Source organism: Streptomyces sp. NPDC005263 (assembly GCF_042872365.1).
In the GTDB taxonomy this organism is placed as follows: domain Bacteria; phylum Actinomycetota; class Actinomycetes; order Streptomycetales; family Streptomycetaceae; genus Streptomyces.
Genome location: NZ_JBIAKJ010000016.1, coordinates 37,796 through 63,587, shown reverse-complemented (window position 1 = coordinate 63,587; position 25,792 = coordinate 37,796). Strand labels below are relative to the sequence as shown.

Below are 25,792 nucleotides of genomic sequence, written 5' to 3'. Positions count from 1 at the left end.
GCGGTCGGTGGACGCGGCCACGGCCATGTGCGGCAGTACCTGCCGTCGACCTGCCGCTGCCGTCCCGCCCCATGCTTCTGGCCCGGCACGTTGTTGCGCACGCCTGCATCGCCGAATGCAACAAACGTCGCGGCAGGCCGGCCGTAGGCGCCGATCGGCTGAAACAAGCTGGTCAGGGATGCGACGGTGACGAAGAGGGTGCCATTGTTGTCCCTCACTGCTGGCGTTGACCATGGGGGACGGGATGGGGCGTAGTGAGGGACCGCTGGATCCGTCGGCCGGGCCGGTCCAACGTTTCGCGTTCGACTTACGCAAGCTGCGCCAGGAGGCCGGAGGCCTGACCTACCGGGCCATGGCGCAGTGCACCGACTATTCGGTCGCCACCTTGTCCAGGGCGGCCGCAGGCGGCCAACTGCCCTCGCTGGAGGTGGTACTGGCCTATGTGCGGGCGTGCGGGGCGGACCCCGAGGAATGGGAGCCGCGCTGGCGGGCGGTGGCCCGGGAAGTGGCCGCTGAGCCGGAGGGCGCCGATGACACGGATGCCCCGTACCGAGGGCTGACCCGCTTCGAACCCAGTGATCGGCATCTGTTCTTCGGGCGCGACCAGCTCGTGGCCCGACTGACCGAGCGGGTGCTGACCTGCCGCATGGTCGCGGTGGTGGGCGCGTCCGGCAGCGGCAAGTCCTCCCTGCTGCGCGCGGGGCTCCTCCCGTCCCTCCAAGACCAGCAGTCATCGGAGTGCCGGCTGGCGGCAATACGGATCCTCACCCCGGGACCTCGCCTCGCGTCCACCCACGCGCACGCGTTGACGGCGAGTCAGAGTGCCGGCGATACGGTGGTCGTCGTCGACCAGTTCGAGGAGCTCTTCACCCTGTGCTCGGACACAGCGGAGCGTGCGGCATTTCTTGACCTGCTGGTGAGCGCGGTGGAACCGGAGAGCAGACTGCGGGTGGTGATCGCGGTACGGGCGGACTTCCTCAGCCGCTGCGCCGAGCATCGCCTGCTCGCCGCCGCCCTCACCGACGCCACCTTCCTGCTCGGCCCCATGGGGCCGGCCGAACTGCGCGACGCGATCGTCAAACCCGCCGCGGCCGCCGGGCTGATCGTGGAACGCACATTGACGGCGAAAATCGTCGAGGACGTCGCCGAGGAACCCGGCGGACTGCCGCTCATGTCCCACGCTTTGCTGGAGACCTGGCGCCGCCGCAGAGGCCGCACCCTCACGCTGGCTGCCTACGAGGCCGCAGGCGGTGTCCACGGCGCCCTCACCCGCACCGCCGAGGAGCTTTACACCCGCCTGTCGCCGGAACGGGCTGAGGTCGCCCGGCGTATCCTGCTGCGCCTGATCACACCCGGTGAAGGGGCCCAGGACACCAGCCGTCCCGCCGAGCACGCCGAACTGCAGGCGCTGAGCGCCACCGGCCAGTCCGCCGAAACGGCCTCGGTGCTGGAACAACTGGCCCGCGCACGGCTGGTCACACTCGACGGCGACATGGTGCACCTGGCGCACGAAGCGTTGATCACCGCCTGGCCGCGACTGCAGTCCTGGATCGACGGTGCTCGCGAACGGCTTCGGGTCCACCGCCAGCTCACCGAGGCCAGCCGGGCCTGGGAGGCGTTCGACCGGGATCCTGGGGCCTTGTACCGCGGCACCCGCCTGGCCACGGCCGAGGAGTGCCTCACCGGGCATCGCTCGGACCTCACCCAGGCCGAGGCGGCGTTCCTCGACGCCAGCGTCGCCGCCCGTGAGCAGGAGCGGCGGGCGGCGGCTCGCACCGCCCGGCGTATGCGCTCACTGCTGGCCGCGGTGACCGCCCTTCTCCTGCTCGCATCGACGGCCGCCGTCATCGCCTTCCAACAGCGTTCGCTGGCCCGGGCCGGCCGCGACCGCGCGGTGGCCGAGCAGGTGGTCGCTGAGGCGGGCCAGCTGAATGCGACCGATCCATCGCTGGCGGCGCGGATGTATCTGGCGGCGCACCGGCTTCGGTCGGACCGCGAAGCCGCCGCAGGACTGCTGGACACGCAGAACATCGCACTGTCCTCCGTACTGTCCGGTCACTCCCAGCCGGTGTACGCGGTGGCGTTCTCACCGGACGGACGGACGCTGGCGACGGGGGCCGGTGACGACACCATCCGGCTGTGGAGCCTGGCCGACCCCGCGCACCCCGTCCCGCTCGGCAGACCGCTGACCGGGCACAAGAGCTGGGTGTACTGGCTGCAGTTCTCGCCGGACGGCCGCACCCTGGCCAGCGCGAGCCGGGACCGTACGGCACGGCTGTGGGACGTTCGTGACCCGCTGCACCCAAAGGCACTCGGCAGACCGCTGACCGGCCACCGCGATTTCGTCTTCTCCGTGTCGTTCAGCCGCGACGGACGCACCCTGGCCACCGCCAGTCAGGACCAAACCGTACGGCTGTGGAACGTCTCCGACCCGGCGCACGCCAAACCGATGGGTCACTCGCTCACCGGTTCCCGCGAACCCGTCTCCTCGGCTGCTTTCAGCCCGGACGGCCGCACGGTGGCGGCTCCCGGCCACGATCACCTGATCCGCCTGTGGAACGTCACCGACAGGACCCAGCCGAAGCAGTGGCGGAAACCGCTGAACAACCCGGACGTCGTCTACGCGGTCGCCTTCCGCAAGGACAGCAATCTCATGGCCAGCGTGGGCAACGACCACAAGGTGCGGCTGTGGGACACCTCCGACCCGGCGCACACCGAGCCGCTGGGCCAACCGCTGACCGGTCACACCGGCACCCTGCTCGCGGTGGCGTTCTCACCGGACGGGCGGACACTCGCCACGGGCGGCGCGGACCACACCATCCGGCTGTGGGACGTCTCCGACCCGCGGCATCCGGCCGCCCTAGGGCAGCCGTTGATCGGGCACGCCGGATTCGTCAACTGGCTGACGTTCAGCCCCGACGGACGATCCCTGGCCAGCGTGAGCGACGACCACACCGTACGTCTGTGGCATCTTCCCCGCGCGCTCCTGGCTGGCCATCTTGGCAGCGTCACCGACATCGCGTTTAACCGGGACGGCCGTGTATTGGCCAGCGCGAGCGCCGGGAGGGTACGGCTGTGGGACGTCCGCGATCCGGCGGGCGGCAGGCAGTTGAGCGAGCTTCCCGGTCAGCACCTCGCCATCCGGATGGTGTTCCAGCCGCGAGGTCGGTTGCTCGCGAGCGCCGCCAGTGACGGCACCGTACGGCTGTGGGACGTCTCAACCCCGGGCCGCCCTCGGCGGGCCGGCCTGATCCGCACCGGCGGCGCCGACCAGGCCGATGGCGTGCTGGCCTTCACGCCTGACGGGCATCTGCTGGTCACAGGCGGCCCCAAGTACAGCCTCCGGCTGTGGAACGTCACCGACCCCGCACGCCCCGCCAGCCTCGGCAGCCCGCTGACCGGCCACATCAGCTTCGTCCACTGGGCAGGCGTCAGCCCGGACGGCCATACCCTGGCCAGCACCAGCGAAGACGACAAGGTCCGCCTGTGGGACATCCGCGACCCTGTCCGTCCCAGGTCCCTGCCGGACATCCGAACAGGCGACACCGGCGGCACCCTGTGGGGCGCCTTCAGCCCTGACGGACGGCTGCTGGCCACCGCCGGCGTCGGCCACGACGTACGACTGTGGAATGTCCGCACTCCCGCGCACGCCTCGGCCGTCGGCAGATCGCTGACCGGACACACCGGTCGGGTGACCTGGGTAGGCTTCAGCGCGGACGGTCACACGCTGGCCTCCACCAGCGAGGACCGGAGCGTACTGCTGTGGGACTTGACCGACCCTGCTCGACCAGATCCCTGGGGCAGGGCGCTCACCGCAGGACACACCGAAGCCATAGCGACGGGCGCGTACCGCCCGGACGGGCAGCTGCTGGCCACAGCGGGACCCGACGGCACGATCGAGTTCACGTCCCTGAGGCTCGGCCCGGCGATCCGGCGGATCTGCGCCGGCACCGCCGGTCAACTCACCTCGGCGCAATGGCAGAACTACGTACGGGAACTCCCCTACGCCCAGTCCTGCCGAGCCTGACGATCCCTGCCCCTTCTTTCCCACTTGCCTTGACCTGTGCTGAAGGTGCTGTGCCGGCGTTTGTTTCGTGCTGCGGCAGGGGCCTGCGCAACAACCGGGCGGCTCGGAACCTGGTGTTCGGCGGGCCGTCGAACCGCGGCGGCACCCGCCCTGCCCGAGCAATCGCTCGCGGTTTCGCAGACACCGCAAGAAGGAAAGAAGGAGTGATCGTGACCGAGTCCGTTGACGAGACCAAGCCGGTCGATGCCAGCCAGGAGGTGACGCCCGCCGAACTGGCCGTGCTGGACGCCGTCGCGCTGCGGGACACGAACGCCCCCTCGGCGAAGGTCACCCGAATCGCCAAGAAGGAGGTGGGATACCGGGAAAGCCGAACCAACCACACCAAGTACGGTCGGTGGTACGGTGCCGACGGTCAGGAGTGGTGCGACGTCTTCGTCAGCTGGGTCTTTCACCAGGCGGGCCAGCTGGCGGCCATCGGCGGCAAGCACAAGTACGTCCCCGACCACCTCACCTGGTTCAAGAACCAGCACCGCTTCTACCGCCGGGGCGCCGCCGGTGGTGGTCCACGCGAAGGCTGCGTGATCTTCTTCGACCTCAACGGTCACGACGGCGAGGACCACATCGGGATCGTGACGTCCTACGACGACACCTACGTCTACACCGTCGAAGGAAACCGCTCCGACCAGGTCCAGCGGCTGAAGTACCCCCGCACCAGCCACCTCATCTGGGGCTACGGCCACCCCGCCTGGAACTAGTGACCTGCCGACCGGGCGTCCCACGGGGGTGGACGTTCGCACCCCACCCTGCTTCGGCCCTGAGGCGTGGCCGTCCCACAGCGGCAGACGGGCGGCCGCTGCCTCCGGCACTGCCCGTGTCTCTAGCACGTGTGCGCCGAGTCATGAGCTGTTCAGAACGCCAGATTGGAGTATCACTATGCGTGTATATCTGCGTGCGGCCCTGTCCACCGCGGCGGTTGCCGTTGGAATCGCCGCCGGACCGCTCAGTCCGGTAACACCGGCCAACGCGGCCGCAGCCACCCCGGTCGCCGCAAGCGGGATCGAGACGACCGTGGACGGTGGCAGCAACCTGCGCGGCGGCCCTCACCTGAACAGCTACCTGGTCGGCACGACCAAGGGGAAGAGCGAATTCGCCGTGCAGTGCTACAAGCGAGGCGACTACTACAACGACGGCAAGCACCACACGGACGTGTGGTACTACGGCACCGTCTTCGACACGCACGACAACCCGGAGCACGTCTACTACGACGTCTACTCCTGGGGCGGCAACGTGAACACCCCGCACGACCCGCCGGCCGGCCTCTCTAAGTGCTAGCAGCACCGGCCGCACCGCGCCGGCCGACCTGGCCCACGGCGGCCTCACCGGGCCCTACGCCCGGCGAGGCCGCCGTGGGCCACCAAACCCGGGTTCCGGACGGGACGCGGCCGAGCAATCTCCCCTGTCCCTCTCTTCAACCGCATCGAGGTTTGTCCGCCATGGAACGATCCGTATCGAAGCGCTCACGCGGGCAGCAGGTCTTGGCGGCCGCGGCCCTCGTCTGCGCTGCATTGCTCGGGGGTACCAGCGCCGCGCATGCGAGTCCACCGTCCTTCTCCGCAGCAGCAACATGCCACACGGCTCACGGCCTGCCCACGGAGATCTTGCGATAGGGCAGCACCGGAAGTTGCGTAAAGTACCTGCAAGGCAAGCTCGCCGTCACAATCGACGGAGTCTTCGGCCGCGAGACGTACCACGCGGTCGTCGCCACCCAAGAGCACTGCGGGCTGCAGGCAGACGGGATCGTCGGGCCCAAAACGTGGGATGCCCTCCTGAACTGGTGCCGCGAGTAGGCCGCAGGGGAACGCCAGCGTGGAAAGCTGCCCCAGATCCGGGGCCTGCGGCCGGAATTCATCAAGGAGGGAGGCCCTCGCCGAGCCAGCACGGGCCGACGGAGCTATCAGCGACTGACACCTCGCCCTGCCGCCGAGAGCCACATGGCAACAAGTGAGAACTGTGCGCAGAAGCCGTCGCTCACCTGGAAACGCAGGGCGCGGGCTGCCTCGGTCGTCCACTCCAGAAAGCGCAGTAGCCGACCGGTCTCGTCCCGGCCGGGCGACGGCCCCGCCGGTTCTGTGCCTCGTTCGAGAGGCGCTGGAGAGTCTTGAGAATTGCATCCCGGTCAGTTCCCGGGCGTGGGGTAGTACCTGCCCTCCCCGATCAGGAAATTGGGCACTGACCGCCTTCCACGTTCGGCATTCTTGGATGACTGCAGTTGTCGGCCGGGTTACAACTGCTGACCTGTGACGCGCTGTTCCGGCTACCGGGGCAGCTTGGCTGTGCGCTCGGGGTGCGCGGCCGTGACGTAGCGCATGGCGGTCTGTTCGGTGATCCCGAACAGGCGCATCAACCTGAGAGGGTCGGCGCTCTCGGCCGCCTCGTTGAGGATGCGGTCCTGGCGAAGGCCGGCCAGCGTCAGACCCTTGGGGAGGGCCGCGCGCAGCGTGCCGATACTGACGGCCGGGTGGTCGGGATCGACAGCGGTCTTCTGGCTGACCAGCAGGTGGGGGTTGGCCGAGGCGGGCCACCGCAGGTGGCGGTAGGTCGTCCAGTCGGCGGCGAGTTGGTGGGTGAGCTCCTCCAGGTAGAGGGTGTGCCGCAGCGGCCCGCGCTGTACTTCGAGGGTGCCGCGGGAGAGGTCGAGGCCCGTGGTGTGCAGGGTTCGGATCTCGTGTCCGGGCAGTGCGTGGATGGAGGCCAAGGCGACGACGAGGCGGCCGAGCGGCGTTGTCGCCTGGTCGAGGAGCCCCATCAGGACGTCGGAGGGGATGGACTTCGGGATCCCCTTGAGGTCGCCGACCGGGAGGTTCCGGGCGGGGTTGCGGAAGATCACTCGCTCGCTTTTGAGCGCGCGGAACAGGCTGCGCAGGGCTATGGCCAGTCCTCGGCGGGCGTAGCCGGAAAGGTTCTCCACGGAGTTCTCGACGTGATCCTTCGTGATTTCCCTCAGTGAGTGCACGCCGGCCGTCGTGGCCCAGGCGGTGAGGGTGGGCTGGAGCGTGGTGAGGTAGCGGCGGATGCCGTCGTACCCGCGCGGCTCGCCTTCGCGGCGGCCCTGTTCGCGCATGCCTTCCACCCAGGTGCCCACCTCGCTCGCGACCGGCTCTGGCAAGGCGGTGAGGGTCGACTCGATCCACGCCAGATCCGCGTCCCGATGCAGTTCGGGGTCCTCCACCAGCAGGCCGCGGTCGCGCAGGAACTGGCAGACGGGCTTGGCAGCGAGGTTCACGTCGATCCGGGCCAGGTCGTGTACGTCGGGTTCGGAGAAGGCCGTCTCGGTGCCGAGCCAGTACAAGAGGATGGTAAGAGTACGGGTGTTCTTCCGGTAGTCCGGCCGCTGCCCCGGACGATGACGGGTGAACTCCTCGAGCAACCACTGGGCGGCCTCGGTCAGCGGCGGCTCGCCCGAAGGCATGCTCCGCAGCCGGGCCAGCACCGGGGCCCAGTCGCGTCGGCTGGTGAACAGCGCTTCCTGTCCGCGGCTCATGTGCAAAGCGGGCCGTTGCTCGTCGTAGTCGGGCGCCTGGCCGTCGCCGACGGGGAACGCCTCGAACGGCCCGCCCTTGCCGGTCGGCAGTGCGATCAACAACTGTGTGAACCGCCGGGAAGCCGGACGGGCTTGGTCGATGAGGCGGTAGGGGTGGCAGCTGCGGCAACGGTCGTCGCGCAGGGCCAGTCCGTCGCGGCCGCAGCGGCAGCACCGGCCCCGCCCCTCGCGTTCCCGCCAATGCCGACACGGATCGCAGACAAAACCTGCCCGTCGGCCGACGGGGATCCAGGCGTAGCAGTCGGTGCGCTGGCGGGGCGCCGGAAGCGGCAGCGGCGTCGGCGTGGTGATGTACGGGGTGCGGACGGGCTGATCCGAGATGGAGAACCGCATGGGCTCGGGAGCCTCGTCCAAGAGCCCTGCCCGCAGCAGGATCAGGCGGACCGCGTCCCCGTTGGTCGGGAGGTCCCGCAGCATGGCCTCGGGCAACCGCCCGGCGCCCTCGGCCTCACACACGGCTAGGGCCAGGCGGACCATCTCGGCGACCTTGTAGCGCCAGCCCGCAGTCAACCCATGCTCGGCCTCAATCGCCTCGATCACCGGCCGGGCCCGCTCCCATCCGGCGACCGGCCGACCGACGATTGCACTGACCGTGGCGTCACCCAACACCCGGGGCACGGTGAACAGCGGGACCTGACCACGTATCTGCGCCTCCAGCACCGGCGGCCCGGCGGGAGCGGCACGCTGCTGCCGGAGCTTGGTCCACCACTCGCCCCCCACACTCAGCCCGTTCTTGGTGGGCCGCCGCAGCGGCCGGGCCGACGCCGACCGGTCGCCGTACGTGCCGCCCACCGTGAGCTGGACCGGCCGAGGTCGTGCCTCCTCCAGGCCCAAAGCCCACTCGGCATCTTCCTCAACTCGGATCGCCACCAGGCAGGGCTTGCACAGCCCGTCCGTGTTCAGGTGCGCCTCGTGCCGGGCACCGCGGGCACACCCCACGCTCGGGGTACTTCCTCACCCAGGGCCGGCACCCGTCGCACACCCGGTACCAGTGCACCACCAGCCACCCCAGGCACACCGGGCAGCTCCGCGCTAGCCCCTTCCCACGACCCGCCGTCACCGTGAGGCCCCTCAGCTCGGCGGGAGCGAGCGCGGCCCGGTACCACGACGGTCGCGCGGCACGGGCCGCATCGGGCCCGCTGCCGGCTGTTCCTCAGCGCCGACGGCCCGTTGGCCCAACTCCGGCGCGGCTTGGCCCGCCACGAGCGGCTCGGCCTGGAGCAGGTCGGCGACCGTGCAGTTCAGCGCGGCGCACATCTTGTCCAGGTCATCGAGGCGCACCGTGACCGGCGTGCCGCTCCACAGTGCGGCCACCTTGCTCAGCGACGGGTTGAACCCGACCTGCTGGAAGGTGGCGAGCACCTCGGTCGGCCGCCACAGGTCCCCCTGGGCGGCCACCATCCGCAGATTCCACTTCACCGAAGGTTCCCCTTGTCCATCACCAGTCGCTGGGCCGCCCGGGAGCTGGCCGCCAGATTCGCGAGCTCTGGGTCAGCGTGAGCAGTCGCCATATACCGAAGAGTCGTAGTTGCCCAGTCGTGTCCGAGGACCTTCTGGACCTCCCAAAGTGTCATCCCGCGCTCATAGTTGTGGGTCGCGCAGGCATGCCGCAGCAGGTGCGGAAACAGGTCGGTGATCGGCCCGGTCAGGTACTGCGCGGCCGCGGTGTGCAACGCCTTCCGGAACGTCGAAGGCACGATCGCTGGCGCGATCGGCACATTCAGATCCGCGATCGCCTTCGACTTTCGCTCCGACGGCCACAGCGGCGCCCGTGGGTGCTCCGCGTCGTCGCCGAACTCGCCTCGGATCTCCTCGATGTACCACCACAAGAGGGCGCGGCCCTCTTGGAACAGGTACGCCTCACGCGGCCGGGGACCTGAGCCTCGGGCGCCCGACGGGAACCCGCGCGTACTCCACTATGGAAGACCGTGCCGTCCGGCAGGAGCTTCACCGTCCGCGCGGTAGCACGGCCGGCATACATGGCATTCGTCGCGGCGTAGAGCGTGCCGACGTGCCCGGGCATGACCAGAACTCCCGAAGCAGTTCGGCGCGGGACAGGGTCCGCGAAGGAGACGACTCCGTGTACACCACGGGTGAGCAGGCGTTTTAGGCAGTTCGCGAGGAACCACGACTCCGAATTCGCCGGGCACTCATCCAGCGGCACGAACCGCGAGCACACCAACGACTCGGTGTACGGGGTGTTCTGCGTACCGGAATGGCTCGTCAGCAGCAGTTCAAGGCACTTCACCTGTGGGTGGAAGGGCTGACTAACTGGCAAGGTGGCATGAGTCAGCGGTCCATGGTCGACCCGCGTCGGCCACGCGCAGCACGGCAGGCCTTTCTGCGCGGAAACTTGACGAACCGCCCTGCCCTTGCGGCCGCGAGGACCGCCGACGTGTGAGCCGCTTACCTGGAAGGCCGCTCCATCGCCGCCCTCGCCCGCGACTACGGAGTCAGCCGCGGCGCGATCCGTACGGCCGTTAGCGGCGACGTCCTCGACGGCGGCGTCCAGATGCTCAGCCTGTTGGGGTCGTAGTCGCCGACGCCGTACGCCTGGATGACCTCGGTGACCATCGGCATCATGCCCTGGGTTATCCCGCCAGTGCGTCGCGCCCGCTGCTGACGCTCGCCGGTTTCGTTCAGATACAGCGGGCCGTCGCTGCCGAGCTGGTTGATCCAGAGCAGTGCCCCGTCGTGCGCCAGGACGCGGGCGGTCTCGGTGGGGAACAGCAGCGTGTCGATCGCGGCGATGACGGTGACGGAGGAGTCGGGCAGCGGCAGTGTGCTCGCGTCGGCCTGGACGCGCGCCGGTGAGCGGCCGTGGGCTTGCTGCAGCATGCGCAGCGACAGGTCCACGCTGATCATCTGCGGGAAGACGGTGCTCAGCACGAGGGTGAACAGGCCGGTGCCGGAGCCGAGTTCGAGGCAGGGGCCCGTAGGCAGTGGTCCGCCGCGAGTGAGGGCGTCGTGCAGGGGTCGTCGCGGCCGGTGGCGCGGGTGGTGTCCCAGCCGGCGGCGAGCTGGTCGAGCTGGGCGGCGATGAACTGGGCGGTCTCGGCCGTCCAGGGCCGCCGGCCGGCAGCCAGGTCCTGGGCGAAGGCCCGGAAGACGTCGGCGGTGCCGGGCGGCGGAACCGGTTTGCCGTCCGGGCTGGGCAGGACGCGCGGCAAGGTGGCAATCACAGCACTACTCCAGCATGCCGACGGAGGTTCACGGATCGGCACGTGAGCAGAACTGGTTCTGCACCCACGGGTGGAGAGACACCCTTCAGTGGTGATGCCCGCTGTGCGCGTCCCCTGCTTGTTGCCCGTGCTGCAGATGGCCGGTGTGATCGTGGCCGGTGTCGGGTGAGCCGCCCATCATGCGGAGCATGGACAGCCCGCCGGTGCGCAAGAAGCGCACCAGGAGCACCCCGGCCAGGAGGAGGAAGGCGATGTTGAGCCAGGTGGTGTAGTTCCAGCTCACGCCCTCCATGGGGACCTTCGCGTCGGCCCGGTCGGGGATCAGGCCAAGCCCGCCGAAGGCGAATTCGACGATGTACCCGGCGATGACCATCGCGAGATAGAAGGTGCCGAGCAGGAAGGCGGCTGTCTTGGCGCCATAGTACTTCCGGTAGATGTTGAGGATCGGCAGGATCAGCAGGTCGGCGAAGATGAACGCCACTACGCCACCGAAGCTGATGCCGCCCTTCCACAGCACCACCGCCAGCGGCACATTGCCGATGGAACACACGAATGAGGCGATCGCTACCAGCGGGCCGACGATCGGGCCCCACAGCTTGGATGCCAGAGGATGGCCGTCGAAGAAGAAGGTGCGCCAGAACGAGTCGGGAACCCACGCGGCGATGGCGCCGGCGATGAGCAGGCCAACGACCAGGTCGCGCAGGATCGCCGCCCACTCCATGACGAAGACGTGCGAGGTCGAGGTGAAACCCTCGCGGGAGAACAGACGCCGGGCGAAGGAGCCCTCACGGTGAACGGACATGTCCATCGCGGCGTGCCCCTCCATCGAGCCGGCCACTCCGCGTTCAGCCTGCTCGCGGGCACTGCGCAGGAGCTTGTCACGCAGGAAGATGCGGAACAGGACCGCCAGTAGGACGATCATGATCGGGCCGCCGACGAATTCGGCGGCGGTGAACTGCCAGCCCATCAGCAGGGCCAGGATCACGCCGAGCTCGACGACCAGGTTGGTGGACGCGATCTCGAAGGCCATCGCGGCGGTGAAGTTCGCGCCCTTGCGGAACAGCGAGCGGGCCAGCGCGACGGCCGCGTACGAGCAGGATGAGGACGCCGCGCCCAGGCCGGCGGCGACGGCAAGCGTGCGGGGCCGGTCATCGCCCAGGAGTGAAACCACGGTGGACTTGCGGACCACGGCCTGGACGACAGCGGACAGGGCGAAGCCCAGAATCAGGGCCCAGGTGATCTCCCAGGTCATGGACCCGGCAATCGACAGTGCGTGCAGTACGGCGTGCATCTGTGAAGCCTTCCTCCATAGGGTGCGGCTCGCCGCCATGTGGGCGGCGCATCGCCCGGGTTCAGCCGACGCGCAGGGTAAGGGCGGCGGTGTGAAGCTTGCCACCGGTCTGGAACTGCGGGAACAGCCGTCAGTTGCCGGAGGTGGGCAGCTCGGCGTGGAAGGACAGGTCAGGGCCGCCGTTGTCGCCGCTCACCTTGGTGGTCGCGTGGAGGTGGGCGAACGCGGCGTCGCCTTCGTGGAAGGCGGTCAGGTGGGCGTAGGTGTCCAGGTAGGGCTCAAGGTCGGTGACAGGCTTGCCGTCCTTGCCGTCCTTGCCGTCCTTGCCGTCCTTGCCGTCCTTGCCGTCCTTGCCGTCCTTGGCGATCGAGACGGTCAGCGGGTGCGCCATGTCCGCCATGGGCTCGCCCTTGACGGTGACGGTGTATCCATCGGCCTGGGTACGGGTGGCCGGTGCGGGCAGCGGCCCTGGACCGCCATGAGAGCATTCGGCCGCACATGGTCCAGCGACACCGGTCGCTACCGGAACGAGGAGTAGGACGTTTTCAGGTCAAGCACCGAGCCGTCGTGACGAATACGCCAGGATGACTCGGCAAGAGGTGGTGAAGGCTGCGCGGAAGTTGTACCTGTGCCTGGCTACGCACAGACGACGGTCGCGAGAATCGCAGCGAGGCCCGTGTCTCTCCTGCCACCGTCTCCGGGTTCCTGGCCGGCAGCACACAACAGGGGGTGCGATACCTCTGACCGGCTGTGGAGATCGGCCGGCCGCCGCCAGTGCCATCGACAGGGCACCGTCGGCTGTTGACGGAGCGTCATCTCCGCTTCGGGGTTGTCCAGCGACCGCTGCCCGAGGGTGTGGCGGTGCGAGGACGGTCGTCCGCCCCGGCGATCACATGGACGGAGTCGGGGAGGGCGACATCGATCTCGTACATCCGTTTCAGCCTTTCACCGCACCGGAGGTGAGCCCCTGGACGATGTGCCGGCTGGCGAAGGCGAACAGGACCATCGTGGGCAGGATGGTGAGCACGGCCGCCGCGGACATCGAGCCCCAGTCGATGTTGAAGCTGGAGATGAATCCGTTCAGGGCCGTGGGGACGGTCTTGTTGGCGTCGCTGTTCATCAGCGTCACCGAAAGGAACAGCTCGTTCCAGCAGTTGACGAAGTTGAAGATGAACGCGGCCACGATCCCGGGACGCATCACCGGCAACAGCACGCGGAACAGTGCCCCGAACCGCGACAGTCCGTCGATCATCGCGGCCTCCTCCAGCGCGTCGGGGATGTTCTCGAAGAAGCCGCGCAGCATCACCGTGCAGAAGGGGATGCACACGGCGATGTAGACGAGCATGAGCCCGAGGCGGTTGTCGACCAGCCGGAGGTCGGTCATGAGCAGGTACAGCGGCCCCAGCGCGATGAACGAGGGGATCATCTGGGTGACCAGCGCGGCCATCAGCAGCGCGGACTTGGTACGGAACTCGAACCGCGCCAGCACATACGCCGACAGCATCGAGATCGCCGTGGCGACCGCGCCCGCGACGGTCGAGACGAGGAGGCTGTTGGTGAGGTAGACGCCGAAGTCGGCCTTGGAGAACAGGTCGGTGTAGTTCTCCAGCGAGAAATGCTCGGGCCAGTAGGCGATAGGGAAGCGGAAGATGTCACCCGGTGCCTTCAGCGAGGTGACGGCGATCCAGTACAGCGGGAAGACGGTGAAGACCAGCCACATCCCCAGGAAGGTGAACCGCGCGGTCCGTCCGGCCGCGCTCTCCTTGCCGATCACGACCTCACCCCTCGCTTCTCGCGCGTGGCCATCAGGAAGAACGTCGAGAACAGCAGCAGCCCGCCGACCACGAGGAGGCCGATCGCGGAGGCCTGGCCGTAGTCGCCCTGCTGAGTGATTCTGATCATCCAGGTGGTCACGATCTGTGTCTCGTTGTTGGGGCCGCCGCCGGTCATCCCGAAGATCAGATCGGGGAAGTTGAAGATCCAGATGACCCGCAGCAGCACGGTGAGGGCGAGCGTGGTGCGGATGTACGGGATGGTGATCTGCAACAGCGTGCGCACCTTGCCCGCGCCGTCCAGCGCCGCCGCCTCGTACAGCTCGTCGGGGATGGACTGCAACGCGGCCAGGATCATGATGGCGAAGAACGTGACGCCGTACCAGGTGTTGGCGACGAGCACGGCGATCATCGCCTTGTCCGGATCGGCGAGCCAGGCGATCGGCTGGTCGATCAGCCCGGCCTTCTGCAGCAGGTCGTTGACGACACCGAACTCGCTGTTGAACATCCAGCGGAACAGGATGCCGATGAGGAACCCGGAGATCGCCCAGGGGAAGAAGACCAGCGCCTGGTAGAGACCCCGGAAGCGGAAGTGCCGGCGCAGCCACAGGGCGAGCGCGAAGCCGATCACCAGCTGCGGAACGATCGAACCCACCACCCACAGGGCGGTGTTGGCCAGCACCGTGCCCCAGACCGGATCGGCGAACACCTCGCGGAAGTTCCCCAGGCCCACCCAGGACGTGTCGGTCAGGTCGGTCAGCTTCCAGTTGCGGAACGCCATCTGGCTTCCCGCGATCATGGGGTAGTAGGTGAAGACCGCCACGAAGACCGCGGCCGGCGCCATGAAGGTGGCGATGAGCAGCCCGCGCCGGGTGGTGAACTCCCGCCTGCGGCGACCCGTTCCACCGCCGTGGCCGGACGGGGCACCCCCCTTGTGGGAAGGGCGTCCCGGCTCCGGTCGCGCGTTCGTCGTGGTGGACGAGGCGGTCATGCCTGCTTCCACTTCGCCGTCCAGTACCCGTCCCAGTCGGCCAGCAGCTCCTTGGGCGTCAGCTTGCCGAGGATCATCTTCTGCACGTCGGCGTCGGCCTTCTGCTGCCACTCGGTCCACCAGGAGACACCGCGCGGCTGGGTGACGACGAGGTATTTCTCCGGGTGCTGCGTCATGGTGACGTAGCTGGACCAGGGGCCCGTCTTGTAGAAGGGGTCCACTGTCGCCGACTTGAGGATCGGCACCAGGCTGTTCTTCTTGGTGAAGTTCGTGGACGCCTCACCCTGGGACAGGAACTCGACCAGCTTGATGGCCTCGGCCTTGTGCTTGCTGCCCTTGGCGACGCCCCACCCGGCGGTGGCCAGCGGCTGCACGGTCTTGCCGGAGGGACCGGCCACCAGCGGGGCGGTGTTCCACTGGCTCTTCGTGATCGACTTGGACTCCGAGACCGTGGCGATCACCTCGGGGTCCTGGAGCAGGAAGGCCGTGGTGCCGTTGGAGAAGCCCTCGACCATCTCCGGATAGCCCCAGGAGACCGACGACTTGGGCGAGGCCTTCTTGAAGAGCTCGAGGTAGGTCTCCATCGCGTCGAGCGCCCCCGGAGCGGAGAAGATCGTCTTCCCGTCCTTGAGCTTGAACCCGTTGGCGGGGTCGACGTCGTCGGCGACGTAGGCCTCGATGATCGCGGAGGCGTTGCCGTTGGCGTTGGCCCCGCCCCGGAAGGCGTAGCCGTACTGCCGCTTGGCCGGGTCCTGGATGGCGGTGGCCTGCTTCAGCAGGTCCTCCCAGGTGGCCGGGGGCGCACTGAAGCCGGCCTTCTTGATCAGGTCGGTGCGGTAGAAGAGGCTCAGCCCGTAGAAGCCGTACGGAATGAAGTAGGTCTTGCCGTCGGCGTCCTTCGAGGCCTTGACGGCGTTCTCCGTCATGGCCTGCCAGCCCTTCCAGCCCGTCAGGTCCTTGTTCATGTCGTAGAGCCAGCCGTTGTTCGACCAGGGGCCGACGGTGGTGTCGCGCACCTCCAGGGTGTCCACGCCGGTGCCGGACTGGAGCATCTGCTGGATCTTCTGGTCGGCCTGCTCGGTGGGCGGCGAGATCAGATTGACCTTGATCTTGGGGTTCTGCTTCTCGAAGTCGCCTATCAGGCCCTTGAGCAGATCGGTGCGAGCGGGGTTGGTGAGGCTCTCGACCATGGTCAGGGTGACCGCGCCGCCGGCACTGCCGCCGGGGCTCATGGTGGAACAGCCGGTCAGGACCAGCGCGGCGGCTGTGGCGAGGGCTGCCGTCCTTCTTCTCATCGTGCTGACCTCTTCGGTGGAGGGGAGGGGCGTGCTGTGGTGAGCGGCTACGGAGTGCCGTGCTGCTCGCGGGCCGCGCGGGCCCAGTCGCCGAGGACGGGGACGCAGGCCTCGGCGAAGTACTCGTAGTCGGCGGCGGTGTTGTAGACGTGGGCGGACACCCGCAGGTAGCCGACGCCGCCGAAGCTGGTGAAGGCCGCCTCCACGCCCAGCTCCTGGGCCACCCGGTCGCGCAGAGCGTCGGCCTCGACGCGGCTGGCCCCCAGACCCGGGGGCAGCCGCACGAGCCGCATGCCGGGCACGGGCATCCCGACGTCCACCCGGCCGCCGGCATCGGTCATCTCCCCGGCATCGGTCTTCTCGGCGAACGCGGCGCCGATGACGTGCTCGGCGTACCCGGCCAGGTCGTCCATGTAGCGGCGGGCGGTGTCCCAGCCCCAGGCGCGCTCGATGAAGTCGAGTGCCGTCGGTGCCGCCAGATAGGAGGTGGCGTCCAGCGTGCCCTGCTGGTCGAAGCGGTCGGGATACGGGTCCGGGGCGCCCCACGAGTCGATCAGCGGGTAGAGCTGCTCCCGCGAGGGGCCGCCGGCGACCAGTGCCGCGGTGCCGCGCGGTGCGCAGCCCCACTTGTGGAGGTTGCCGACCCAGAAGTCGCATGTGTCGCCCGTCGCACCGGCAAGTGGGGCGGCGAGGAGACCGGGGGCGTGCGCGCCGTCCACGAGGAACGGGATGTCACGCCGGCGCAGCTCCGCGCCGATCAGCTCCACCGGCATCCGGCGCGCCGTGGGCGAGGTGATCTGGTCGACGACGACGAGGTCGGTGGCCTCGCTCACCTCGGAGATCACGGCCTCGTACGCCTGCCCCTCGTCCGCGTCCAGCGGTACCTCCGCCGTGCGGACCCGGCCGCCCCAGCGCCGGGCCAGCCGCTCGGCACCCATGGTCACGGCCCCGTACCCGTGGTCGGTGACGAGGATCTCCCCGCCGCGACGGCGCGTGAGGGAGGCGTACACGACGCTGGCGCCGGCGCTCGCGTTCGGCACCAGGGCAAGATCGTCGGGGGCCGCCCCGAGGAAGGCCGCGAGGTCGACCCGAGTGGCGGCCAGCCGTGGCGGCAGCGCCGGGAACCACACCACGGGAGAGCGTTCCATCTCCGCGCGCAGCTGGTTCTGCCGCTCCTGTGCCACCAGGGGGACCGCCCCGAACGAACCGTGGTTGAGGTGCCGCAGGGCGGGGTCCAGGGACCAGGCCCGGTCGGCGGGCCGTCCGTTCGCCAGCAGCAGGGGGCTGGGTGCGGTGGTGACCTCGGTCTCGCTCACAAGACTCCACTTCTGCCGCACGGGGCGCCCCGGCGCGCATCAGGACATCAGTCAGGACATCAGTCGGACATCAGATTCTGCGCCGGGAGACGTATGATGACTTGGATGCTGGCACGTCGATTTCAGGCCTACAAGAGCCCTGCAAGGAAAAGTCATCAGATGACTCGCGTTCGATACGGGGGAGACATCTGATGACTGGACCTCGGTACAGTGCACCGGGCAGGGCCCTGGCCGTGCCACGGGCCCGCCAGGGGAGGAGACCGATGTCCGCAGTCGACAAGGCGTTCCACGGCCTACGGCACATGATCGCCACGGGCCGCCTCTCTGCGGGGGAACGCATCCCGCCCGAGGGCGACCTCTGCGAGGAACTCGGCGTGTCGCGAGGCTCGTTGCGCGAGGCCGTGCGGATGCTCGCCGCCCTGGGAGTGATCGAGCCGCGGCACGGCTCCGGCACGTACGTCTCCCAGCTCAGGCCGGAGGACGTCATCGGCAGCCTCTCGCTGACCCTGGAACTCCTGCCGCTGTCCGGCCTGCTGGAGGTCTACGAGATCCGGCGGGTGCTGGAGGCCCATGTCGCCGCCCAGGCCGCGGCCCGCTGCACCCCGGAGGAGGTGGGGACGCTCTTCTCGCTCATCGAGGCCATGGAGGCCACCGACGATCCCACCAAGGCTTCCGAACTCGACCACCGGTTCCATTCGGAGGTCGCCCGGATCGGCGGCAATCCCACCCTGGCCTCACTGCTGTCGGTGTTCCGCGCCCGGTCCCGCAAGTACCAGGTCTTCACCCTCCCCGAGGGTCCCGAACTGCGCCACAAGAGCGACGAGGACCACCGTGTGCTGGCCACCGCCATAGCCGACCACGACCCCGTCGCCGCGGCCGGCGCGGCTCAGGCCCACGTAGCCCAGACCGAGCGATGGTTGCGCGCCTTCACGCCTCCCGTGGAGGAGGACGACGACACGGACTGACGGTGCACGGGGCGGGCGCCGTGTGACGGCGGCGACGCTCTCCCAGGAGGAGGTGTACGACGCGGAGGCCGTCGCGGACCCCGCCAGGTTGGCCGGTGGCTGGGCGCCGCCCCGGTTGTACACCCTGACCTCGGTGAGGCCCGTCCTGGCTCCGGAGGCGTTGGCAGCACCTGATCGCGGTCGTCGATGTCGGCGTCGGTGCGGCCGGCGTCGCGGGCGAGCGCCGCGATATGGGTGATCAGGGTGGTGGCGCGTAGATCCACGCCGGCCAGAAGCTGCGCAGCGAGGGCGGGCACTGCCGGTGTCCGTGCGGAACATCACCATGGACCGCATGGAGATCGACGGCGCCCGCGCCGTGCTGCAACTGGTCGGCCTGAAGACCGACCGGTTGCGAGGCGTGCGCCTCTCCTCCCGCTCCACCGCGAGCGTGTGCAGGATCTGACCATCAGGCCGTCGAACTGGCCCGAAGTGCCCGCGCCGACCTGGTTGTCATGGACCTCCGGATGCCCGACCTCGACGGTATCGAGGCGACCCGTCTGATCGCCGCCGACGAGGACCTGGCGGGCGTGAAGGTGCTGGTCCTGACGACGTACGACACGGACGAGCACATGGTGGAGGCGCTGCGCGCGGGCGCGTCGGGCTTCCTGGTCAAGGACACCAGGCCCGCGCAACTCCTGGACGCGATCCGCACGGTGGCGGCGGGCGAGGCACTGCTCTCACCGGGTCCCACGGCCCGCCTGATCGCCCGCCTCCTGCGCAACGCCGAGGCACCGACCCCGACGGGCGGCCCCGAATGCCTCTCGGGAACGCGAGGTGCTGAGACTGGTCGTCCAGGGCCTCAACAACACGGAGATCGCGGAAAGCCTGGGTCTGAGCTCCCTGACCGCGAAGACCCACGTCAGCCGGATCATGGGCAAGCTGGCCGCGCGGGACCGGGCCCGGCTGGTGATCGTGGCGTACGAGTCGGGGGTGGTTACACCGGGGGCGGGGTGCGGTACGGGGTGTGCGACATTCCATGAGTTCCCCTGAGCCCTGCTGGTCCTTGTCCCGGTGGTCAGGGTGTTCTGTCTCCTTGGGGTGCTCTTCGAGCTGGTGACGTAACTTCAGGATCCTTGTAAAGCGGAGGAGTTGGAGCAGCTCGAGACCGACGTGCTCGCCGACTTCGTGCTTGCGCGGGCCTGGCGGACGGCACCACCCGCGGGGACGTGGGGCACCTGGACCAGATGCGGTCCTGGTTCGGTCGGCCGCTGGGCCGTGAGCTGGCCACCTGCCGCAAGTTCACCCCGACCGCACGAAACTACACCGCATCGAAACTGATGTTCCGGGGCAGCACGCGGCCTTGCAACTGCCACTCGGCGTCGAGGTCGATGCCGAGACGGTCCAGAACCGTGGGGGCTATGTCGATGAGCCGGGGATCGTCGAGGCGCGTGCCGCCCGGCGTCCCGGGTTCGGCGAGGATGACGAAGACCTCTCGCTCAGCATGGGTGTCGCCGCCGTGGCCGCCGGCGTCGAGATGGCCGTGGTCCGTGGTGACCAGCACGGTCCAGTGCTCGTCGGTTCGGGAGGGGCGGGCCTCTATCACCTCCAGGAGGCGACCCAGGTGGGCGTCCTGGTCCCGCAGAGCTCTGTCGTAGGCGGGACTGAGGGGGCCCGTGTCGTGTCCGGCCTCGTCGGTGGCGCCGAAGTACACGAACACGGCGTCCGGGTCGTCTTCGGCGAGCAGGCGCGCGACGTTGTCGGCGACGAGGGCGTCCGACGGGCCGTAGCCGTCGCGGTCGCCGTCGTAGTGCACGAGGTCGCCGATGGCGGAGCCCAGCGTGCCGCGGCGTACCAGTTCCGCCCAGGACACCGTCGCCGCCGTGCGCAGACCGGGCCCTACGGTGGTCGCGCGGGTGAGGAAGTCGGGGTAGCGGAGGTAGTCGGCACCGGTGAAGTCGTTGCCGGTCACCCCGTGCCGGTCGGGCCACACCCCGGTGAGCACGCTCGACCAGCCGGGCCCGGAGTCGGTGTAGGCCATGCTGGTCGTCGGCCCCGCGTCGGCCTGACCGTCCGCCTCGCCGTAGGGCAACAGGCTGGTGCCGTGGGCACCCGAGGCCAGCAGACCGTGCAGGACGGGCGCGACGGGCGGCGAGCGGGTCAGCCGGTCGTAGCGCAGCCCGTCCATACCGACGACCAGCACCCTGCCGTGTGGGGTGGGGCGATGCGCGCGAAGCATGGGGGAACTATAGGGGGAGCCTTGACCCGGGAACGCCGGGCGGAGGTACCCGCCGAGCCGCCCACGCAGTTGGAAGCGGAGAATGCGGCCCTGCGCAAGAAGGTCCGCGAGCTGGGGGAGGAGCGCGAGATCCCGCGGAAGGCGGCGAAGTATTTCGCCGGGGAGACGCGCTGCTGAACCGCTTCCGCCGCCGGGAAGTTCATGTATCTGGCCACGGTCATCGACCTCGCCTCCCGGCGCCTGGCAGGCTGGGCGATCGCCGACCACATGCGCTCCGAACTGTTCAACGAGGCCCTGGCCGCCGCACAAGGCCGTTGTGGCGCGACCGGGACTTGCTGCTGCCCTACCGGCCGGTCCGGCGCGCACGTCGACCGGTGGGGCAGCAGGCGGGACAGATGGTCACGGTGACTCCGCGGCCCGGACGCGGGCCAGTACGTCCCGGATCATCCCGGCGCTGATCATGAAGTGTTCGCGGGAGATCTCCTCGGCACGCTCCGGCTCGCCCGCCGCGATGGCCTCGTACAGGGCCGTGTGTCCCTCGCCGGCCCGGTGGAAGTGCGTCCGCTCGCCTCGACCCCAGGGTTCGACCGGGAAGCCGAGACTGATCCGGGTCAGCAGGTCCCGGCTGAGCAGGGCGATCTGCGGGTTGTGGGTGGCCGCGCAGATGCTCCGGTGGAACGCGCTGTCGGCGGCCTGTTCCTCACGGGGGCTGCTCGCGGAGAGGTGAGCGGCCAGTGCCTCGCGCATCGGCTCCAGGTCCTCGGGCTTCCGGCGCCGGGCGGCCGTCGCGGCCACCATGCCTTCCACCAGCCCGCGCAGGTCGAAGAGTTGCTCGAACTCCTCCCACCGGGGCAGCAGCGTACGGCGGACCGCGGCCCCGGAGGACGCGGTCCAGCTGTCGCGGACGAAGGCGCCGCCGTTGCGGCCCCGGCGGGTCTCGATGACACCGAGGGCCTGCAGACGGGCGACGGCCTCGCGCACGGTGGGGCGGCTCACCTGGAGCAGCCCGGTGAGCTCGCGTTCGGGCGGCAGCCGTTCGCCCGGCAGGAAGTCCCCGACGGCGATCGCGGTGAGCAGCCGGTCGGAGACCTCGTCGACCGCCGAGGTCACGCGGACCGGGCGCAGCGAGGACGTCGGTGTACCGGCGAGCAGGACACGGTCGAGCACGCGGGAGAACTCGTCCTCCGGTTCCGGAGACGTGGGCTCCTGTGACGCGGGCTCCGGTGCTTCACGTTCCCGTGACCCGGGTTCCGGTGACTCAGATACGGATGTCAGGAGTCCTCCCCAGCAAGCGACGCCTCTGTGAACGCGCGGGCTCCACGTGAACTCGCTGTTACGTCTCGCCCAGCCCCGACCAAAAGGTCTTGTGCGCTGACCTTTTACCCCTTCACTATCTCATCCATCCGTCACACCCATCTCGTTTCAGACAGAGGTCGGCTGATTCCCGGCCGGTCTGGGAGGCTTCTTCGTGGCGATCCCCGAACCGAACCACACCGGAACCGTCGACTTCAACGGCTGGTCCACCTGGTACCGGATCACGGGCGAGCCGGGCAGGACACCCTTGGTCGTCCTGCACGGTGGGCCCGGCGCCGGTCACGACTACACGCTGAGCATCGCGGGCATCGCCCGGCAGGGCCGCCCCGTGGTGCACTACGACCAGCTCGGCACCGGGCTGTCCACCCACCTGCCCGACAGGGGCGCCGACTTCTGGACCGTGCAGCTCTTCCTCGACGAGCTGGACTGCCTGCTCAAGACGCTGGGCATGGCCGACGGCTACCACCTCCTCGGCCAGTCCTGGGGCGGCATGCTGGCCGCCGAGCACGCCGTACGCCAACCGCCCGGCCTGCGCGGCCTGGTCATCGCCGACTCTCCCGCCTCCATGGAACTGTGGCTGGCGGCGGCGCACGAGCTGCGTGCGGCCCTGCCCCCTCAGGTGCAGCACACCCTGCTGGCCCATGAGACGGCCGGGACCACCGACCACCCGGACTACCGGGCCGCCGAGCAGGTCTTCAACGAGCGCCATGTGTGCCGTCTGGTCCCCAACCCGCCGGAAGTACAGGCCACCTGGGACAACATCGAGTCCGACCCGACCGTGTACCACACGATGAACGGGCCCAACGAGTTCCATGTCGTCGGGACGTTGAAGGACTGGTCGGTCATCGACCGGCTGCATCTGATCGAGGCGCCGACCCTGCTGGTGTCCGGACGGTACGACGAGGCCACTCCCGAGACCGTCAAGCCTTTCGCCGACCACATCCCCGATGTGCGCTGGCACTTCTTCGAGCACTCCAGCCACATGCCGCACGTCGAGGAGGAGGAGCTCTTCCTCCGGGTCGTGGGCTCCTTTCTCGACTCCACCGACTGATCCTCCGACGGGAGTTCCCTCGATGTCCCGCACCACAAGACGCAGCGCGGTCGCCGCCGCCACCGTCGTCCTGGCCCTGAGCGCCGCCGCCTGTTCGTCCTCCGACGACGGCTCCTCCTCCGGCCCGACCGCGTCCACGTCGGGTTCCGGTTCCGCCGCGTTCCAGCCGCAGCACAAAGGCGGCACGCTGAAGCTCGTCGCCCACGCGGCCGCGGGCAGCTTCGACCCGCAGGTCAACTACACACTCCAGTACTGGCAGTTGTACCAGTCGATGTACGACGGGCTGCTCTCGTTCAAGAAGGTCGGCGGCCAGCAGTCGTTCACCGTGGTCCCGGATCTCGCCACGGCGATGCCGAAAGTGACCAACGGCGGCAAGACGTACACCTTCACGCTCCGCAAGGGCATCACCTTCTCCAACGGCAAGGCCCTGACAACCGACGACGTGGTGGCGTCCTTCCAGCGCATCTTCAAGGTCTCCAGCCCCACCGCGGGCACCTTCTACAACGGCATCGTCGGCGCCGACGCCTGTCTGAAGACGCCTGCCTCCTGCACGCTCAAGGCAGGCGTGGTCGGTGACGCGACGGCCAACACCGTCACCGTCAACCTCACCGCCCCGGACTCGGAGTTCCCGTACAAGCTGGCCGTCCCGCACGCCAGCGTCGTACCGAAGGACTCGCCGACGAAGGACGCCGGCACCACGCCGCTGCCGACCACCGGCCCGTACATGGCCGCCTCGTACGACCCGAACCGGGCGCTGAAGCTGGTGCGCAACCCGCACTTCAAGGAGTGGTCGCGGCCGGCCCAGCCCGAAGGCTATCCCGACGTCATCGACTACGCCTTCGGACAGACCGTCGAGTCCGAGGTCACCGCCGTCGAGAACGGCCAGGCGGACTGGATGTACGACCCGCCGCCCGCCGACCGGCTCAACGAGATCGGCACCAAGTACACCTCCCAGGCGCATGTGAACCCGCTGACCGCGTTCTGGTACGCGACGCTCAACGTCAACATGGCGCCCTTCAACAACAAGCTGGCGCGCCAGGCGATCAACTGGGCCGTCGACCGGTCCGCCGTGGTGCGGCTGTACGGCGGCAAGAACCTCGCCTCTCCCGCGTGCACGATCCTGCCGGCGGGCTTCCCCGGGCACGTCGACACGTGCGCCTACACCAAGGGCGGCGGGACGACCTGGTCGGCCGCGGACCTGGCCAAGGCCAAGGAGCTGGTGAAGCAGTCCGGTACGGCGGGGCAGGAGGTCGGCATCGTCGTCCAGGACGACGACGTCAACAAATCGATCGGGCAGTACCTGCAGAGCCTGCTCACCCAGCTCGGCTACAAGGCGAAGCTCAAGCCGCTGTCGGCGAACATCCAGTTCACCTACATCCAGAACACCAAGAACAAGGTGCAGCTGGCGCTGACGTCCTGGTACCAGGACTATCCGGCGGCCTCCGACTTCCTCAACGTGCTGCTGTCCTGCGCCTCGTACCACCCCGGCAGCGACTCCAGCATCAACATCGCCGGGTTCTGCGACAAGGGCATCGACGCGAAGATGCAGACCGCGCTGAAGACCGCGCAGACCGACCAGAAGAGTGCCGACCAGCAGTGGGGCACCATCGACCAGGAGCTGATGGCCCAGTCCCCGGTCGTTCCGCTGATCAACCCGAAGCTGATCGACTTCACGTCGAAGCGGGTCGGCAACTACCAGTTCAGCAAGCAGTTCTACATGCTCGTCGGGCAGACGTGGGTCAAATGAGCCGCACGCTTCCCGCTCCGTCGACCGAGGCCCGGCGTTCGCCGGGCCCCTGGCGGACGGCCGCCGCCGACCTGGTGCGCAACAGGTCGGCGACGGCCGCGGCCGTCGTCCTGCTGATCGTCGTGGTGGCAGCCCTGTGCGCGCCGCTGTACGCCGGCCACATCGCCCACACCGACCCGTTCCAGTCCCATGTCTCCGGCACCACGGTCGTCGACGGCACAACGGTTCCGGTGCTCACCCCGAGCAGCACCGGGCTCGGCCTCGGCGTCACGCCCATCGGCCCCACCTGGGATCCGGCCCACTACTTCCTCGGTGCCGACAACCAGGGCCGCGACGTGATGGCCCGCCTGCTGTACGGCGGCCGTACGAGCCTGTTCATCGGGTTCACGGCGGCCCTGCTCACCTGCGTCCTCGGTACGGCTGTCGGAGTGGTCGCCGGGTACGCGGGCGGTGTCGTGGACGCGGTCATCTCCCGGATCCTGGACGTCGTCTGGGCGTTCCCGGTGTACCTGCTGGCCATCTGCCTGTCGGTCGTCCTGCTCACCGACGGGCTGCGTCTGGGGCCGCTCACCGTGGACGCGGGGAGCCTGTGGCTGCCGGTCACGATCATCGCGGCGATCTATGTGCCGTACATCGCCCGGCCGTTGCGCGGTCAGGTGCTGGTGCTGCGCAACAAGGAGTACATCCACGCGGCCGTCGGCTCCGGCGCCCCGACCTTGCGCATCCTGCGCCGGGAAGTGCTGCCGAACGTGCTGCCCACGGCGATCGTCTTCGTTCCGCTGATGACCGCGCTGGCCATGCTCACCGAGTCGGCGCTGTCCTTCCTGTCCGTCGGCGTCCAGCCGCCGGACGCCAGTTGGGGCACGATCATCGAGGACGGTCTGGGGCTGCTCTACACCCGCCCCGCCGTCACCATCGCCCCCGGCCTGCTGATCGCCCTGACCACGGCGGCACTCAACGTCCTCGGCGACGGAGTGCGCGACGCGCTCGATCCGGGCGCCCGACTGCGCGGAGGGGTGTGACCG

The 25,792-nt window shown here is 69.1% G+C and carries 22 protein-coding genes and 3 pseudogenes; 12 read left to right on the top strand and 13 right to left on the bottom strand.

Going from position 1 to position 25,792, the window contains the following annotated elements; genetic code table 11:
- The first annotated feature begins 244 nt into the window (after positions 1–244).
- The 4 genes from ACFYRY_RS40470 to ACFYRY_RS40455 all read left to right on the top strand — a co-directional run bounded on the left by ACFYRY_RS40470 (position 245) and on the right by ACFYRY_RS40455 (position 5,874).
- Positions 245–4,027, top strand: coding sequence for a helix-turn-helix domain-containing protein (locus ACFYRY_RS40470; protein WP_389157781.1), 3,783 nt, complete (start codon positions 245–247; stop codon positions 4,025–4,027).
- 209 nt (positions 4,028–4,236) lie between these two features.
- Positions 4,237–4,782: a CHAP domain-containing protein gene (locus tag ACFYRY_RS40465; protein WP_389157778.1), complete on the top strand. Its 546-nt coding sequence runs from the start codon at positions 4,237–4,239 to the stop codon at positions 4,780–4,782.
- A 178-nt stretch (positions 4,783–4,960) separates the two neighbouring features.
- Complete coding sequence (locus ACFYRY_RS40460) at positions 4,961–5,359, top strand: hypothetical protein (protein ID WP_389157776.1); 399 nt, start codon at positions 4,961–4,963, stop codon at positions 5,357–5,359.
- 362 nt (positions 5,360–5,721) lie between these two features.
- Positions 5,722–5,874 (top strand): peptidoglycan-binding protein, encoded by a 153-nt coding sequence (locus ACFYRY_RS40455; protein WP_389157814.1) that lies wholly within the window; start codon positions 5,722–5,724, stop codon positions 5,872–5,874.
- Positions 5,875–6,341: 467 nt separating this feature from the next.
- Here the strand turns inward: ACFYRY_RS40455 and ACFYRY_RS40450 are convergent, their stop codons facing one another.
- From ACFYRY_RS40450 to ACFYRY_RS40400, 11 genes and pseudogenes are all read right to left on the bottom strand, one after another.
- Complete coding sequence (locus ACFYRY_RS40450; protein ID WP_389157773.1) at positions 6,342–8,567, bottom strand: hypothetical protein; 2,226 nt, start codon at positions 8,565–8,567, stop codon at positions 6,342–6,344.
- A gap of 132 nt (positions 8,568–8,699) precedes the next feature.
- Positions 8,700–9,047, bottom strand: coding sequence for a helix-turn-helix domain-containing protein (locus ACFYRY_RS40445; RefSeq protein ID WP_389157770.1), 348 nt, complete (start codon positions 9,045–9,047; stop codon positions 8,700–8,702).
- Positions 9,044–9,520: pseudogene (locus ACFYRY_RS40440) on the bottom strand (site-specific integrase); the annotation flags it as partial. The pseudogene ACFYRY_RS40440 and the gene ACFYRY_RS40445, both read right to left, overlap by 4 nt.
- 553 nt (positions 9,521–10,073) lie before the next feature.
- Positions 10,074–10,517 carry a methyltransferase domain-containing protein gene (locus tag ACFYRY_RS40435; protein ID WP_389157767.1) on the bottom strand — a complete coding sequence of 148 codons (444 nt, stop codon included), beginning with the start codon at positions 10,515–10,517 and terminating at the stop codon, positions 10,074–10,076.
- The gene (locus ACFYRY_RS40430; protein WP_389157764.1) at positions 10,511–10,810 is read right to left on the bottom strand and encodes a hypothetical protein; all 300 of its coding nucleotides are present in this window, start codon (positions 10,808–10,810) and stop codon (positions 10,511–10,513) included. The genes ACFYRY_RS40435 and ACFYRY_RS40430 overlap by 7 nt, the downstream gene beginning before the upstream one ends.
- An 85-nt stretch (positions 10,811–10,895) precedes the next feature.
- Positions 10,896–12,101: a permease gene (locus tag ACFYRY_RS40425; protein WP_389157811.1), complete on the bottom strand. Its 1,206-nt coding sequence runs from the start codon at positions 12,099–12,101 to the stop codon at positions 10,896–10,898.
- Positions 12,102–12,231: 130 nt separating this feature from the next.
- A complete protein-coding gene (locus tag ACFYRY_RS40420; protein WP_389157761.1) occupies positions 12,232–12,501 on the bottom strand; it encodes a hypothetical protein in 270 nt (89 codons plus the stop codon).
- 537 nt (positions 12,502–13,038) lie between these two features.
- Positions 13,039–13,875, bottom strand: a complete 837-nt coding sequence (locus ACFYRY_RS40415; RefSeq protein WP_389157758.1) for a carbohydrate ABC transporter permease — start codon at positions 13,873–13,875, stop codon at positions 13,039–13,041.
- Positions 13,872–14,864: a carbohydrate ABC transporter permease gene (locus tag ACFYRY_RS40410; RefSeq protein ID WP_389157755.1), complete on the bottom strand. Its 993-nt coding sequence runs from the start codon at positions 14,862–14,864 to the stop codon at positions 13,872–13,874. The genes ACFYRY_RS40415 and ACFYRY_RS40410 overlap by 4 nt, the downstream gene beginning before the upstream one ends.
- Positions 14,861–16,159 (bottom strand): ABC transporter substrate-binding protein, encoded by a 1,299-nt coding sequence (locus tag ACFYRY_RS40405; protein WP_389157752.1) that lies wholly within the window; start codon positions 16,157–16,159, stop codon positions 14,861–14,863. Before ACFYRY_RS40405 ends, ACFYRY_RS40410 begins: the two co-directional genes overlap by 4 nt.
- 47 nt (positions 16,160–16,206) lie before the next feature.
- Positions 16,207–17,475, bottom strand: coding sequence for an aminotransferase class V-fold PLP-dependent enzyme (locus ACFYRY_RS40400; RefSeq protein ID WP_389157749.1), 1,269 nt, complete (start codon positions 17,473–17,475; stop codon positions 16,207–16,209).
- Positions 17,476–17,738: 263 nt separating this feature from the next.
- On the opposite strand from ACFYRY_RS40400, the gene ACFYRY_RS40395 reads away from it, so the two are divergent.
- The 3 genes and pseudogenes from ACFYRY_RS40395 to ACFYRY_RS40385 all read left to right on the top strand — a co-directional run.
- Entirely contained in the window at positions 17,739–18,440 is a 702-nt protein-coding gene (locus ACFYRY_RS40395; protein ID WP_389157746.1) for a FadR/GntR family transcriptional regulator, read from the top strand.
- Between the two features lie 301 nt (positions 18,441–18,741).
- Entirely contained in the window at positions 18,742–18,882 is a 141-nt protein-coding gene (locus tag ACFYRY_RS40390; RefSeq protein WP_389157743.1) for a hypothetical protein, read from the top strand.
- A pseudogene (locus tag ACFYRY_RS40385) lies at positions 18,872–19,469 on the top strand (response regulator); the annotation flags it as partial. The gene ACFYRY_RS40390 and the pseudogene ACFYRY_RS40385, both read left to right, overlap by 11 nt.
- A gap of 268 nt (positions 19,470–19,737) precedes the next feature.
- On the opposite strand, the gene ACFYRY_RS40380 reads toward ACFYRY_RS40385, so the two are convergent.
- The gene (locus ACFYRY_RS40380; RefSeq protein ID WP_389157740.1) at positions 19,738–20,655 is read right to left on the bottom strand and encodes an alkaline phosphatase family protein; all 918 of its coding nucleotides are present in this window, start codon (positions 20,653–20,655) and stop codon (positions 19,738–19,740) included.
- Between the two features lie 21 nt (positions 20,656–20,676).
- On the opposite strand from ACFYRY_RS40380, the gene ACFYRY_RS40375 reads away from it, so the two are divergent.
- Positions 20,677–20,832: a hypothetical protein gene (locus ACFYRY_RS40375; RefSeq protein ID WP_389157737.1), complete on the top strand. Its 156-nt coding sequence runs from the start codon at positions 20,677–20,679 to the stop codon at positions 20,830–20,832.
- A gap of 9 nt (positions 20,833–20,841) precedes the next feature.
- Positions 20,842–20,961: pseudogene (locus ACFYRY_RS40370) on the top strand (IS3 family transposase); the annotation flags it as partial.
- A 93-nt stretch (positions 20,962–21,054) separates the two neighbouring features.
- Here ACFYRY_RS40370 and ACFYRY_RS40365 read toward each other — a convergent pair.
- Positions 21,055–21,822 carry a FadR/GntR family transcriptional regulator gene (locus ACFYRY_RS40365; RefSeq protein WP_389157735.1) on the bottom strand — a complete coding sequence of 256 codons (768 nt, stop codon included), beginning with the start codon at positions 21,820–21,822 and terminating at the stop codon, positions 21,055–21,057.
- Between the two features lie 301 nt (positions 21,823–22,123).
- Between ACFYRY_RS40365 and ACFYRY_RS40360 the strand changes: the two genes are divergently transcribed.
- From ACFYRY_RS40360 to ACFYRY_RS40350, 3 genes are read left to right on the top strand one after another with little or no spacing between them, the layout of a single operon-like run.
- Entirely contained in the window at positions 22,124–23,020 is an 897-nt protein-coding gene (locus tag ACFYRY_RS40360; RefSeq protein ID WP_389157732.1) for a proline iminopeptidase-family hydrolase, read from the top strand.
- Between the two features lie 22 nt (positions 23,021–23,042).
- On the top strand, positions 23,043–24,767 hold the full coding sequence (locus tag ACFYRY_RS40355) for an ABC transporter substrate-binding protein (protein WP_389157730.1): 1,725 nt from the start codon (positions 23,043–23,045) through the stop codon (positions 24,765–24,767).
- A complete protein-coding gene (locus ACFYRY_RS40350) occupies positions 24,764–25,789 on the top strand; it encodes an ABC transporter permease (protein ID WP_389157727.1) in 1,026 nt (341 codons plus the stop codon). Before ACFYRY_RS40355 ends, ACFYRY_RS40350 begins: the two co-directional genes overlap by 4 nt.
- Positions 25,790–25,792 lie beyond the last annotated feature (3 nt).

What these genes read in the sequence shown, in the direction of transcription:
- ACFYRY_RS40395 (WP_389157746.1), top strand. Translation starts at nt 17,739, where the DNA reads ATGTCCGCAGTCGACAAGGCGTTCCACGGCCTACGGCACATGATCGCC.
- ACFYRY_RS40470 (WP_389157781.1), top strand. Translation starts at nt 245, where the DNA reads ATGGGGCGTAGTGAGGGACCGCTGGATCCGTCGGCCGGGCCGGTCCAA.
- ACFYRY_RS40350 (WP_389157727.1), top strand. Translation starts at nt 24,764, where the DNA reads ATGAGCCGCACGCTTCCCGCTCCGTCGACCGAGGCCCGGCGTTCGCCG.
- ACFYRY_RS40420 (WP_389157761.1), bottom strand. Translation starts at nt 12,501, where the DNA reads ATGGCGGACATGGCGCACCCGCTGACCGTCTCGATCGCCAAGGACGGC.
- ACFYRY_RS40355 (WP_389157730.1), top strand. Translation starts at nt 23,043, where the DNA reads ATGTCCCGCACCACAAGACGCAGCGCGGTCGCCGCCGCCACCGTCGTC.
- ACFYRY_RS40380 (WP_389157740.1), bottom strand. Translation starts at nt 20,655, where the DNA reads ATGCTTCGCGCGCATCGCCCCACCCCACACGGCAGGGTGCTGGTCGTC.
- ACFYRY_RS40425 (WP_389157811.1), bottom strand. Translation starts at nt 12,101, where the DNA reads ATGCACGCCGTACTGCACGCACTGTCGATTGCCGGGTCCATGACCTGG.
- ACFYRY_RS40405 (WP_389157752.1), bottom strand. Translation starts at nt 16,159, where the DNA reads ATGAGAAGAAGGACGGCAGCCCTCGCCACAGCCGCCGCGCTGGTCCTG.
- ACFYRY_RS40460 (WP_389157776.1), top strand. Translation starts at nt 4,961, where the DNA reads ATGCGTGTATATCTGCGTGCGGCCCTGTCCACCGCGGCGGTTGCCGTT.
- ACFYRY_RS40410 (WP_389157755.1), bottom strand. Translation starts at nt 14,864, where the DNA reads ATGACCGCCTCGTCCACCACGACGAACGCGCGACCGGAGCCGGGACGC.